Below are 13787 nucleotides of genomic sequence, written 5' to 3' on the forward strand. Positions count from 1 at the left end.
AACGTGAGGGCTGCATACAAAACAAGCAATTATGTTATCCAAGCCCTATTGAGCTTGGATAAGCAATTAACATATATATTACTCACCTTGAATTGTAACAATAATTGTTCGCGAAGATGCATTATCGCGATGTTCGCATAAATACAGCCCTTGCCAAGTACCTAAATTTAAACATCCCTGACTAATAGGTATGGTTTGGCTAACACCAATCAAGGTCGATTTTATGTGCGCAGGCATTGTGTTAATCATACAAAATTTTGTGAATTTCTTAGCGTGAGTGAGTGAGTAAAACTTGCTTCCATACAGTATTCACAGGTCCCCCGCTCTAAACAAGTACTAGAGAAAGCATTCAGCTGAAGGAAATTTAACTCATTCACACTTCACTAAGTGTGAATCAAAAAAATAAAAAATGTGAATAATTTCACCGTCCACAAACATCAATAGTAATCCATCAAAGTGTGAATCATAATTCACGGAATCATTCACAAAATGAAAAAAATCGATGACAAAGGTATTCCAACAACTCCTGTTCATAGCGCTGACACGTATAGTAAATTAAATAAAGGAATTACTAAACGGATTAGTCCGGACACAATCTGTCACTTTTAATTCAAGGTCAAATCAAATCTACTGATTGCTATAATTAATTTACCCCAATTTGATAGAACCACCAGAGAAAGCTTTTTCAGTGCCGGAGTAATTGTTCACTATCACAGGTTATTCTCCACACAGGGCGGTTCATTTAGGACACCTAACGAGCTTCCTGGATGGATTCAAATGAGCTCTGCTTAGATGATTTTAGCTATGCAGGTGTTTTTTTAAGTGCTTCTATTAATGATTTTTTCTCATCATCACTTAACGAAGCAATAAGAATAGCCAACTCTGAGCTTTCATCATCTTCACAAAAAAAATAGTTTAGTGGTACTTTCAATTCATTAGCCATTTTTTTGAGCGTTTGAATGTCGGGTACATGCCTACCCTTTTCATAATGGTTCATCCTGCCACTAGCTGAACTTTCATCCATGCCGATTCTTACGCCCAGTTCTTTCTGCGAAATACCCACCTTCTTTCGAGCATGTTTAAGCCGCTCAGGTATTGGATTGTTATACAATTTATATTCATCTTCAAAATCTCTCATGCTTAGATTGTCTAAGTTTTACTTATTTCTGTATACTTAGCAATCCTAAGCTTTTATTTCTTAAGATCGAAACATGACTAACGAAACTATTTCATTGAACCAAAAATTCAGAAAGCTATTAATGCAAGTAGAAGGAAGCTCAATTAGCCGAAAACAACTAATTGAATTAGCTGAAAACCTATTTGAGTTATCGAAAACCCAAGCACAGCGCTTGGTTGCAAGAAATATCCATGCACTTACAACAAAAGACTTAATCGTTGCAACAGGTGAAAACAAAGCGCGGGTTTATCTTATTACCCCCGAACTTATCGCAATTTTACAAAACAATGAGCATAAGAAAACAACTCAAATCCATGATGAAAAAGTCGTATCTACTGATGAATTAATGACAGAAGAAACTAAGACAAGTACTGAATTGAAGATGGTATTAGGTGAAATTCAAGCTTATCAAGACTACTTAGAGCAATTTCCTCAAAAAAACAAAACTATTTTTTCATTGCTAAATAAGTCCAGAGATCGTGCTTCAAACTTATATGGTCGCCTTAGTGCTATCAGCAAAATTATTAAGGCAACAGAAACAGAGGACAATATGACATGTTAAGAGATTGGCAGAAACGCTGCATCAACCATGCCACGGAAACCTATACCCAACAAGCAACGTACCTAATGCTGGCTTGTCCAGGTGCAGGCAAAACCATTACCGCAGCCCATATTGCTAAATCACTTATCGACAACAACAAAGTCGATTATGTCGTTTGCTTTTCACCGTCTCGTGTAGTTTGCCAAAGTATCGAACACACTTTTGAACATGTATTACATAGGAAATTTAACGGCCGTTTAGGCGCCTTAGGGATGTCGAGAACTTATCACTCTTTAATCAATACAACAGAGTTAATTAGTGATTTAAGTAATAGCAGAGTATTAGTTATTTTTGATGAGATACATCATTGCGCTGGAGATGGTGATTCAGCTTCAAATGTTTGGGGAATGCAGATACTGGCAACAATCCAAAACTTAGCGACTTATACGTTGTCTCTGACAGGAACGCCCTGGCGCACCGATACTCTCCCAATTCCTTTTGCAAAATATACTGACCCAGACGGTAATATTTTGTGTGATTTCTCATACGATATTGTCGAAGCCATTAAAGACAATGTATGTCGCATGCCACAAATAACAGCGATTGATCTTGAACATGTTGTCGTAAAGAAAAACCATCAACTTCAGACATATGACAATCTACAACACCTTCTAGAAGAAGGAGAAGTTAGCTATCAAGCCATTATTAAACATCCTGAGGTAATCAAACATTTATTGTCTCAAAGTATTGAGCAGCTAGATATCCTTAGATGCAGTTCACCCAATGCAGGAGGTTTAATTGTTGCGTCGTCATACCTTCATGCTTTGCAAATTCAATCTATTCTATCTGGCCACTTCAACAAAGAATCAACCCTAGTGTCTTGCAGGCTAGATGACTCACCAGAGTTAATTGAGTATTTCAAAAATAATCAATCCGAATGGATTATTAGCATCGCGATGATAAGTGAAGGAACAGATATACCCAGACTGCAAGTTTGCTGCAATCTCACAGATGTTACTACTGAGCTCTACTTTCGACAGATACTAGGCAGGATACTTCGCGTCACACAAACACAAAGTCATTTTGCTTATATGTCCATGCTAGCAGAGCCGAAGTTAGTTGAGTATGCCAAACGATTAGACGAAGCAGTACCAGGAACATACACATATCAAAAATCTGCCCATTTACTCGATAGCATAGATAACTCAACGCCAAAGGAATTGCCAAAAAAAACTTCATCGTCTAACGATAATAAAACTAGCACAGAACTTAATTTTGATTCTTTCGATATCAACACTCATCAACTAAGGAGCAAAAACCAAGTTGATGAGCTGGTATTGTCTGAGTTTAAATCACAGATTCTTTCGAGCTACCTATGTGAATATTGATCAATTCATCAGTGTTAGATTAGTTTATACAACTCTAATGGTAGTCTCTTTCTATCTTTATGTAACACAAATCCTTCTGGTACTGGTTTGAATTTGTCACTATCTTCAGGCCACGTTTAGCTCGACTTTGGAATGCTCTGAGAACTTTAATGTCAAGTATAGCAGCTACCACCAAATCATTATCTGTGCGTTCATAAAATAGTTTGATATTTTATATAATAGTTTGATATTTTTAATAACTGTTGGCCAACAATAGCTTATAGAAACTATCAAACACTAAGCATGTGAAACTGCCGCATATTTTTTATCAAACTATTTTATCGCCAGACATTATCTCCACCTCGTAAACACGCTATATCGCGAACGAAACGTTCCTTCGCAGGTGATCAGTTGACCAGGTCAGACCAATACAAAATTCACCCATTAATGTGAGCTGCCGTTCTAGACTGATAGATTACCTAACAACTCTTAGTGAAATTCTGAAACACCGACTTGATTTAAAATGCGATCAGCTACATCCGCTATTTCAGTACGAATCATCATACGAAAATCGATATTTGCGGCCAAAAGAACTTCAAAGTCACCTACAGCATTAGGTGAATAATTTTCCAATCTCAAAGCATGCCCCAATTTTTGCAGCAAATGGCCCTCTGCAGGCGTTAACATACCGATTATAATTTTTTATCAGCTATTAAATTACCAAGTTGATGAATTAACTCACCACAAGCACAAGACCGCTATAATTCTTCTGTAAACACGTTATCTCCCTATCGGTTAACCTATGTAATCGTCTGTAAAATCGGTATTTAATCTGATAGTTGTTAGGCTAATAGTCCTCTAACTTCTCTACTTGCGTAATTCCATCTTTTAGCGAAACGGCCGTAATTTTTACTCCACGATATTCTTAGTTCTGAGCGAATGTGATTTAAATAGGTAACTCTGCACCATCTTCGTACTCAATGTCTATTGTCATGTATTTTGTATTCATATATTTAATGTCACTATGCATGTATTAGATAAGACTTTACTCATAATCTATGTAACGTATTTGCCCATTATCATTTTCAGCTATGCCGAAATAATCGAACCAATATGGATTTAGTTGCCAATAGATTTCCGTTGGGGCTGTTACCATTTCCCGTTGGCCAAGGTGATAACCTTTGTTCAAATCCCAATGATATACATATCGGTAATGCACTGGCCCAATTGGAATTATCGGATCTGATACAAATTTTTGAGCGGCAGATACTCGATTAAAATCTGCTTCCCATTCCTTTTTTTCTTCAGACTTCTAATGACCTGCTCGCACTTGAATTTGCTACGATTAATAATCACATCATCGGTCGCGAACAATTCTGCTACCCACAGCGCAAAATACTCTAGAGCTCTAGGACTTCCGCCTCGGTTTAAAACGCCTTCGATACATTGGTCTACTAAAAAGGCGCGGTTGTTGTCGATACTTAATCGGCCATCATTTAAGTAACGCCTGAACTTTTCAAATTGATTCAGCGCATAAAGGATGGCTTTACCCAATGCCATTTTCGGGGGGATTTTATCTTGATGCTGTAATAGCCATTGATGAAGTTCATCTATGATAATGTTGGATTTTTGCTGGCGTATCACATATTTCTCATCAGCAGATTTAGCTTTGATTTGTTGTTCTATACCGTAAAGTTTGCCGATAAGGTTCAATACTACATCGGCTTTGCCTGTTTTTTTATTATTCCCCTTGGCTTCGATAAATTTGCGACGAATATGCGCCAAACAAGCGACCAAGGTCGCATCGGTTTGCGCGTAGGCTTGATAACCGTCCACTTGCAGATAACCAGAAAATCCCTCGAGAAAGTCAACGGCACATTGGCCTGCACGGCTGTTATGATAATCATATAACACGATGTTGGTGTTACCTTTTGGGGAGTCATCACCACAGCAGTACAGCCACATGTAGCTGGTCGGTTTATCGGCTTTTAATACCTTAAGCGTGGATAACATCTTGCTCCAGTAAGCTGACTTTCAGGCGTTGATATAAAGGCTCAAGAAAGTCGGCGCAGCGTATCATCCAACTCGACATGGTTTTGCGATTGAGCGTAACACCAATATCGGCAAACAAGGTTTCTTGGCGGTATAAAGGCAGACCAAACTGATATTTACAGGTGATGATATGGCTGAGTACACTCGGCGTCGCCATGCTTTTCGGGATTGGCGTGGCTGGTATAGATGCGGTTTTTATCGCTACCTCAACACCTTGCTGTTCACATTGACGGCAGGCATATTTCGGCCGAATTGTTTTTATCACCTTGATGTGCGCGGGGACGAATTCCAGTGTCTCGCTACAACTTTGCCCCATTTGATGTAACGGCCCTTGGCAACAATTACAGTATTTGTCAGCTTCATCAATATCGACAACGACCTCTTCACGAGGAAGTTTAGCTGGCAATGCCTTTCGCTTGGGTTGCTCTAATGATTTATCAAGCGTCGGCAGCTCAGTAAGCAGCGCTTTATCTTGCGCATCAAGTGTATCGACTTGTTTTGAATCTAACTCGGCTTCTGCTTCATTAAAGACTTCCCCCGCGCCAGGCAGTTTCTCTGATTTTTTAGCAAACTCTCTGTCTAGCTTAGCGTTGTATTGGGCTAATAAGTCATGGATTTGTGCACTTTGCTCGGCAATCAGAGCATCAATTTCGGCCAATGTTTGCTGCAACTCAAGCAGCATTTGCTTGAGTTGTGCAGGGTCGTCAGGTAATTCATGGGGCAAGGTTTTCATGCCCGCCGTGTATCAGAAATGGCAAGCCGAATAAGGGGGTAACCATTAATCCGTGCCAGGGGTTCTGTCAATGATCCTTCACTGCAAAAAGATCGTCCTAATCCCTCGCAAACTCAGCACGAAGATTGGTAGTTTAGTGATTGATACCTAATCACATCAATGTTGGTTTTTATATTAAATTTCAGCTAGTTAATATGCTTTGGCTAAATCAGTGTCAATGCCTATCAACCAATCCATTAAGGATTTAAGATAGGAGCTATGAATAAAAAGAACTTGAAAAGTTTGCAAAGCAAGCCACTAAATCAATCAACACTGAAGCTGACTTAACAGACTTCCTTAGAATGTTAATAAAGTGACTGTCTAAGCTACGCTTAATGCTGAGCTTGATGAGCACCTTAGTTATGCCAAAATGAACAATCTGATAGCTCAAACGCACGTAATGGCTATTCTTCCAAAATGATCCGCACTGAAGATTCGAGTGATCTCTATCAACAAAGAATTTAAATCAACTACTGAACTCTGATAAGCCCCAAAAACAACTATATTAAGTGCATGTTATATATACAAAACTGTATTTTTGACACATCATGAACAATCGTACAAAATTGTATGAAAATCAGTCAAAATAGATTAACTTAGACTAACATCATTACACTTTCACATTTCCTTAATCAGTCGGGAACCGGATGAAGTATTTGAAAAAAATTGTCTTTTTAACGCTGGCCTTGATCCCTATCAATACAGCCGCAGAAGAGATCATCAAGTTAACCAGTGGTGAGTGGCCACCTCATCTGTCTATGCATCTTCCTGAAGATGGCTTTGCCGCAGCGATGGTAAGAGAAGCATTTTTAGCAGTGGGTATTACAGTCAATTACGGTTATTACCCATGGAAACGCGCTTACCACATCGCAAAGAACGGTTCTTCAGGATGGCACGGCAGTGTGGTGTGGCTGTACACAGATGAACGTGCGAAATCATTTTATTATTCAGATCCTGTGATAACTGAAAGTGGTTTTCTTTACTATTTGACCTCTAAACCTATCGTTTGGAAATCTGTCGAAGACTTAGAAGGCATGGTGCTTGGCGGTACCTCTCATACTGTATATAAACGATTAGAAAGGGCAGAAAGCCAAAATATACTCAAAATTGATCGCGCAGGAAATTATGATGTGCTGTTTGATAGACTATTGGCCAAACGGATAGATGCTATTCCGAATATAAAAAGTGTCGCCGATTATTATCTTTACACTCGATACTCTCAAAAAGAAAGGGATAAGGTTACTTACTCGCCTACTGCGATTGAAACTCGTGTTTATCATTTAATCCTTAATAAAAAAGATCCAAACAACCAAAAATACATCGAACGATTTAATAAAGGATTAAAAATCATCAAAGAAAACGGTACTTACGATCTATTATTACACAGATTAGAAACAGGTTACTTCTACCAGAACCATTAATTCAACAACTTAGAACAGCAGCCATCACAAAATCAAGCTTTTACGTAGCGAGGTATTATAAAAGTGATTAGCAGTCCTTGCTCAAGACTTCGACATCAATCACTAAAATAATACTTTTCGTGAACTTAACTCTGTGGATAACTGAGATATTTTAATATTTATTGTGTCACGATAGTCAGTGCATCGTGAAAGAGCTCATGTACACTTGCTCATCAACTACCCGCCAAAAGTCTGTCTTTCTAAACTCGTTTGTATTTCTGCCAGCATTGCGATAAGCAATAACACATCATATCGCTTTGGACACCGACTGCGACTTTGCCTCAGCCCCATGCCATATTGCGGGCTTTTTAAATCCCGAAAGGTTTCTTCAATTTGCATGCGTTTAGCATATAGCTCAACCACTTTTATTGAGTTGAAATATTCAGGTGGTAAGTTGGTTGCCAGCATCCAAGGTTCCTTGCTACCTAAGCGATAACTCTTTTGTGCGGTGTGGTTTCGGGCCGCTTTTGAAGAGCGCTTATCTTTACGTAATTTGGGCTTAGCCTTAAATAGATGTAAATGGCAGCTTAGCGGTGATTTACGTGCAAGCTGGACATTACCTATGTATTTAGCGGTTGAGTTTGCTTTCGGATAGAGCGATTTATTCGAGAACCAGGTCGCTTTTCCATGATGCATAAAGCTTACATCGCCACGTACCCTACCAAGCCAGAACCAACCATAACGTTCGACTTCTCTGAACCAGGTATTACGATAACCGACATCGGTCACGATGAGCGGACAACAGCCTTGAGGTAGAACATTGGCGAGTTCAGCGAGAAACGCATTATGGCTGCGAGGTGCGTTGTAGTCTTCAAACAAAAAAAGTGCGTTCATATACAGTCACAGAGCGACCTTGAACACTGATGGATGCACGTAGCGTCATTATTCGGAGCTGTTCACGGACATCAGACCAATCGACCAGGATATTAGGCATAGGATTTGAGCCACACAAATATCGAGAATGCCATTGATAGATGGTTATTTTATCTTTAGATAAGTGATGATTACCTAAAAGTCGATCGATACGTTAAATGTTATGTTTAGCCGCCACAGAGCCTGTGATATTACGACCAAGCTGAGTAAGTGATAATTGATTACCATCGAGGAGTGACTCAGTAGCAACCATCAGAGAATTTAGCCGTTTTTGGTGTATTTGAGGGCATTGTTTTTTGATTAAATCGTGTAAGATATGGATATCACGCGTGGTGTTAGATTTAATAGGTTTTTGGCGAAATTGATTAGAACAGATAGCACCATGCGTGTCTACTATCCTGAAATTTAAAAGAATTATCTGGGGATCCCCTAGATGCGGGCGTTAGGCATACATGACTAAATTTTCGAGTTTCTTATTAGTACTCTTGTTTCTTCCTCGATTGGTTTGCGCTTGTATGTTTCCAAATCAAGGTGAAGAATACGATGCGTTAATTAAACTTGAAAAGTTGGAGAGCAAAAACAGGTACCAACTCTCTGTTCCCAGAATCATTGAAAGCTCTAGTGGTTGGCCAATCGTAACTTTAATCTACTCTTCTCACGAATTAGACAAAGATTGTAAAGAAGAAACTCTTAGTGATGGAACTCAATTATTATGTCTTCCCCAAAAACAAATTCGCGAAGAATTAACTCTAAATAGCACTTGGGAAAAGACAATAGATTGGCTATCAAACAAAAACTTATATGAAGGGGAGATTCAAATTATGGAACGAGAAAGTTTTTCCGTCGAAGTATCAGTAATGTGGGAAACCGAGGTTTGTTTAACATTTGGGCGTAAAGTAATAATCAAGTAGTATGCCTAACCTAACAAAACAATAAACAACGTTCGCTTCGCTCACTAGGAAAAAGCCTCGCTATCGCTCTGCTTTTCCCGTTATTGTAAGCGTTAGCCCATAGAAATTTTTATACAAAACTTACCTAATACAGTTGACCACCTAAAACGTTTCTGTCCAGGTACGGTTTAGATTGACCACTCTAAGAAGTTATTGCTCCAAAGCTTTTTAATGTTTATAAGGCTCACAAGTTCTTGGTGTTGAGAGTCAACATCCGCGACTCTCGTTGCATAATTTTTATCCCATACAAATAATTTCATTTACAAATTCTCACTGGTGTTAACTGTTGATAAATCTAACCACGCATCATCAGGGTGCCAATTTGTGGACCAGTCAGGAATGTCCGTAGCCATCATTGGTCTCGCAATTGCGTAGCCCTGCGCCAATTCACAACCTAGCTCTAAAAGTGCTGTACCGTGTGCAATTGTCTCAACGCCCTCAGCAATCACATCACGTTTAAATGACCTAGATAACGCCACAACGCTCTCGACAATTACCAAGTCATTTGGGTCAATCAACATATCTCGGATAAAGGACTGGTCTATTTTAATCAAATTCGCCGGTAAGCGTCTAAGGTGACTCAGCGAAGAGTAGCCCGTACCAAAGTCATCTAAGGCAAAAGTAACCCCCAACTCAATACAGGTGTGCATAGTTTCAGAAACCTGCAACAAATCACCTATCTCGCTGGTTTCAAGTACTTCTAACTCTAAAGAACGAGGAGAAACCTCAGGGAATTCTGCTAATAGATGCGCTAAGCGCGTTGCAAAATCTTTACTCTGTAATTGAATTGCACTGATATTAACACTGACAGGAATGTCTAGCCCTAAATTGTTCCATAGCTTAATTTGCTTTAGAGCACTGCTAATAACCCACTCGCCAAGCTCTATACTAAGCACATTATTTTCAATGGCAGGCAAAAAATCATTAGGGCCGACCAAACCTCGCCCGGGAGACTGCCAGCGGATCAAGGCTTCAGCACCTATGATGGCCCCCGTTTTCATGTTGACTTTTGGCTGGTAATAAAGAATAAATTCATTTTTATCTAGAGCCATACGTATCAACTCTAACTTTTCGTGATAACGGACCAAGTTGGTATTATATTCAGAATCAAACAATCGATATCGGTTTTTCCCCTCTTGCTTCGCAACATACATGGCTTGATCAGCAATCCGTATCAGTTGATCGGCATCGACACCATCTTGTGGGAAAGTAGCAACCCCGATACTGACTGAGATTTCTAACACTGCTCCATCTATGGCAATCGGCTCTGATGCAGCCAGTAACAGTCGTTCAAGAAGAGGCTCGCAACTTTCAAGCGTTTCAACATTTCCCATCACAGCAACAAACTCATCCCCGCCTACGCGGGCCAGAGTATCATCGCTGCGTAAAGCTGCTTTCATCTGAGTAGAGACTGCTATTAATAATTCATCACCAACCGCATGACCGTAGGTATCATTCACTTCTTTAAACCCATCTAAATCGAGAAATGCAACCATCAACGATGACTTTTGACGCCGTGTATGTCTTATGGATTGATTGAGACGGTCTAATAACAATGTCCGGTTCGGTAGGCGGGTTAGTGCATCATAATGAGCAATGCGCTCTAATTGTTCCTGATGCTCTTTAATCTGCGTGATGTCATTAAATAGGGCCACGTAGTTTTGCACGACTCCGGCATTATCAATCACAGAGCTAATTGTGAGCAGCTCGGGATAAACCTGCCCATTTTTACGCTTGTTCCAGATTTCACCTGTCCAATGGCCATTTTTTTCTAAAGAGCCCCACATCTGTTTATAGAACTTTCGCGAATGGCGTCCAGACTTAAGAAGCCGCGGGTTTTGGCCAATCACCTCATCACGCGTATAGCCTGTGGTGGCACAGAATGCATCATTAACATCCATGATGTCACCATGAATGTCAGTGATGGTGATACATTCTCTGGCATAAGTGAATACGCTTGCGGCGAGCTTGAGCTTCTCTTCAGCTTGCTTACTCTTGGTAATATCTTGATGAGTGCCAGACAACCGGATGGCCTTGCCATCGTTGGTTCGTTGTATCACCCGGCCGCGATCGAGTATCCAAATCCAGTCACCATTCTTGTGCTGCATTCGGAACTCGCATTCTAAGGTTTCAGTCTCGCCAACGGAGTGACGCATTAACATTTCTTTGGTTTTATTTACATCATCGGGGTGCAGTAGTTTTTCCCAGGTGTCGATGCTAATGGGTTCAAGCTCTTGAAGGCTATACCCCAACATTTCGGCCCAGCGTTCATTGAATATGACTTTACCTGTTAGTGCATTCCATTCCCATGTTCCGATGTTAGCGCCCCACAGTACTTCAGAATAACGTCGATTTTGTACTCTCAATTTGTACTTAGCTTCCAGTAGAGCAATTTGACGCTGCCTAATTTCAGTAATGTCTTGGATCAATGATTTAACACCAACGACCTCACCGTTTTCATTTACAATTGGCGTGTCATGCCATTCGCAAATGATCCTGCGACCATTTTTTGTTATGTTTTCATTTATATTGATGGATCCTTCATTGTTTTGTAATATTTGCTGAATGATATTTTCGATATCACCCCTAATTGCTTCAGGTACCAATAAGTCTAATAAACAACGCCCTCTGACTTCATCTTCGGAGTAGCCGAATATGGCTTCTGCCGACTTATTCATTTCAATACAATTGGAGTTTTTATCTCTTGAAATGTATCCAAGCGGGGTATTTTGAATATGGTAAGCGAGTGCCTCCTGACTGGTCCGCAATTCCTTCTCGGTCTTGTTGCGCTCGGTTACATCCCGAATTAAGCCCATAGTGCCCTGAATTTGACCATCAACATCTTTGACCACGATTCGTGTGGTTTCACCGACAACCATACTGCCATCTTTGCGTTGGTAATTCGCTTCGTAAGGCTTGACCCTCTCTTCAGCAGTTTGATTAAAATACATTTGACCATACTGGTCATACTCTTCAGTATTTCTATAAAGAATTGATACATTTTCTCCCACAAGCTCATCCGCGGAATAGCCCAGCATAATTTCCAAGCTGTGATTGACTGAAATAATATTGCGGTTTTTATCGGCGAAAAAAAAGGCGTCAGTTATACCATCAAAAATTGATGTGTATAAGATTTGGTTATTAAGTGAGACTTTTTTAGCCTCTTCAAACGCGAGAAAATTCTCTTTAAGCTCTTTTGGTAACCAGTACCTAAGGAGAAGCAAGATGATGAGTAAGGCTGCAGCAATATTGATAAATTTAGGAATAATAAGTAAATCGGGCCGCGACAGCAGGTCGTGAATCCCCTTAGGTATCAGCCCGTACAATGAATTGAAATACAGCCCAAAATAGACACTCTCAACGATGGTTCTAAAAGCATCAACGGTGAGAATTACCAATAGAATAATAAGCGTACCGCTGATAGCGCCATCAACAGCCTTTAATTGTCTAATTTTGACCAGATAGATACCTACAATAACCAACCATAATATGGTTATCACCCAGTATAACATTGGTGTAACCAAGTCAAATATACCCATATTTATTCCTGTAGTATGCCTGCCTGTTAATTATGGATATAAGAAAACGCTCATTATTAATCAACAATGGTTATATCTTAAATTGTTCGACCAACTCTTTGAGGTGCTCTGATAAATGCGCTATTTCACCCGTTGAAGATCTTGTCTGGTTTGCAGCGACCGTATGTTCTTCTGCGATACGTTTTACATTAGTGACATTTTCGTTAATGCTTTCTTCCACCGAGCTTTGTTCCTCTGATGCACTTGCAATCTGTATATTCATGTCATTAATCACACTGATAGCGTGAGTAATGGCCTGTAATGCTCGGCCCGTCTCATTGGCTTACTCTACACTCTGCCGCTTGATTTTTCCCCTGAACCATGACCGCTACAGTGCTTTGTGTGCCAGCCTGAAGCCGCTCAATCAATATTTGGATTTCTTGGGTAGAACCCTGCGTTCGCTGAGCAAGCGAACGAACTTCGTCGGCCACGACAGCAAAGCATCGTCCTTGCTCGCCAGCACGTGCCGCTTCAATCGCAGCATTGAGCGCCAGCAAATTAATTTGGTCAGCAACCCCACGGATAACATCCAAAATTTTCACAATATTTAGGGTTGCCAGTTCGACTTCCCCCTGCTTTTCAGAAGACTCATTCACCCTGTCAGCAAACGTTTTTGGTCTGCTCCAAGAAACCATTTATCTTATCTAGATAAACTTTATACTGATTTAATCTGGTGTCATTTTTAGTGTTGAAGCAGCCCAGTACATTCATACGAACCATTAGCATATTTGCCTGCAAACGCCCTCCTAGATTGGTGTCTCTGGTTAGACTTTCGTATGTCGTGATGCCTTCATCCGCTTTTTTTAGTGCGATAATACTCACGCTGAGCACGACGGAAAGGAAGATTAAACAACTGAAAAACTAAAACCTATCTTTAAGCCTAATCGTAAATCTCTAAACATATACTTATCGAATCTCTGAATGGAGTTTATTTGAATATTCACTTTTAACGCATAAAACATTTAAATAATAGAGGCTTCTATACAAATTAACTAATACTTAACACTTAAAGTTTTA

Annotated in this window: 10 protein-coding genes and 2 pseudogenes; 4 read left to right on the forward strand and 8 right to left on the reverse strand. The window is 39.9% G+C overall.

The genetic code is table 11. From position 1 onward, the window contains the following. Positions 1-78: 78 nt before the first annotated feature. Entirely contained in the window at positions 79-309 is a 231-nt protein-coding gene (locus PQR79_RS08690) for a secondary thiamine-phosphate synthase enzyme YjbQ (protein WP_368389128.1), read from the reverse strand. Between the two features lie 493 nt (positions 310-802). Continuing rightward, positions 803-1138, reverse strand: a complete 336-nt coding sequence (locus tag PQR79_RS08695) for a helix-turn-helix domain-containing protein (RefSeq protein WP_238106380.1) — start codon at positions 1136-1138, stop codon at positions 803-805. Positions 1139-1211: 73 nt separating this feature from the next. Here PQR79_RS08695 and PQR79_RS08700 point away from each other — a divergent pair, with 73 nt between their 5' ends. Next, a complete protein-coding gene (locus tag PQR79_RS08700) occupies positions 1212-1739 on the forward strand; it encodes a VspR family transcription factor (protein WP_238106381.1) in 528 nt (175 codons plus the stop codon). Then, positions 1733-3106 (forward strand): DEAD/DEAH box helicase, encoded by a 1374-nt coding sequence (locus tag PQR79_RS08705; RefSeq protein ID WP_238106382.1) that lies wholly within the window; start codon positions 1733-1735, stop codon positions 3104-3106. Before PQR79_RS08700 ends, PQR79_RS08705 begins: the two co-directional genes overlap by 7 nt. 468 nt (positions 3107-3574) lie before the next feature. On the opposite strand, the gene PQR79_RS08710 is transcribed toward PQR79_RS08705, so the two are convergent. Together PQR79_RS08710 and tnpC are read right to left on the reverse strand one after the other, a co-directional pair. Beyond that, positions 3575-3772, reverse strand: a complete 198-nt coding sequence (locus tag PQR79_RS08710) for a hypothetical protein (RefSeq protein WP_274408446.1) — start codon at positions 3770-3772, stop codon at positions 3575-3577. A 546-nt stretch (positions 3773-4318) separates the two neighbouring features. Continuing rightward, a pseudogene (gene tnpC, locus PQR79_RS08715) lies at positions 4319-5870 on the reverse strand (IS66 family transposase). Between the two features lie 695 nt (positions 5871-6565). Here tnpC and PQR79_RS08720 point away from each other — a divergent pair. Next, the gene (locus PQR79_RS08720) at positions 6566-7330 is read left to right on the forward strand and encodes a substrate-binding periplasmic protein (protein ID WP_238106384.1); all 765 of its coding nucleotides are present in this window, start codon (positions 6566-6568) and stop codon (positions 7328-7330) included. Positions 7331-7582: 252 nt separating this feature from the next. On the opposite strand, the pseudogene PQR79_RS08725 reads toward PQR79_RS08720, so the two are convergent. Then, positions 7583-8588, reverse strand: a pseudogene (locus tag PQR79_RS08725) (IS4 family transposase); the annotation flags it as partial. Positions 8589-8757: 169 nt separating this feature from the next. On the opposite strand from PQR79_RS08725, the gene PQR79_RS08730 reads away from it, so the two are divergent. Continuing rightward, positions 8758-9153, forward strand: a complete 396-nt coding sequence (locus tag PQR79_RS08730) for a hypothetical protein (RefSeq protein WP_274408447.1) — start codon at positions 8758-8760, stop codon at positions 9151-9153. A gap of 299 nt (positions 9154-9452) precedes the next feature. On the opposite strand, the gene PQR79_RS08735 is transcribed toward PQR79_RS08730, so the two are convergent. From PQR79_RS08735 to PQR79_RS08745, 3 genes are all read right to left on the reverse strand, one after another. Next, positions 9453-12731, reverse strand: coding sequence for a PAS domain S-box protein (locus tag PQR79_RS08735; RefSeq protein WP_238106386.1), 3279 nt, complete (start codon positions 12729-12731; stop codon positions 9453-9455). A gap of 70 nt (positions 12732-12801) precedes the next feature. Continuing rightward, on the reverse strand, positions 12802-12993 hold the full coding sequence (locus tag PQR79_RS08740) for a hypothetical protein (RefSeq protein WP_238106387.1): 192 nt from the start codon (positions 12991-12993) through the stop codon (positions 12802-12804). A gap of 52 nt (positions 12994-13045) precedes the next feature. Next, positions 13046-13405 carry a methyl-accepting chemotaxis protein gene (locus PQR79_RS08745; RefSeq protein ID WP_274408448.1) on the reverse strand — a complete coding sequence of 120 codons (360 nt, stop codon included), beginning with the start codon at positions 13403-13405 and terminating at the stop codon, positions 13046-13048. Positions 13406-13787: the final 382 nt, after the last annotated feature.

This window comes from Shewanella metallivivens (assembly GCF_028750675.1).
Classification (GTDB): Bacteria; Pseudomonadota; Gammaproteobacteria; order Enterobacterales; family Shewanellaceae; genus Shewanella; species Shewanella metallivivens.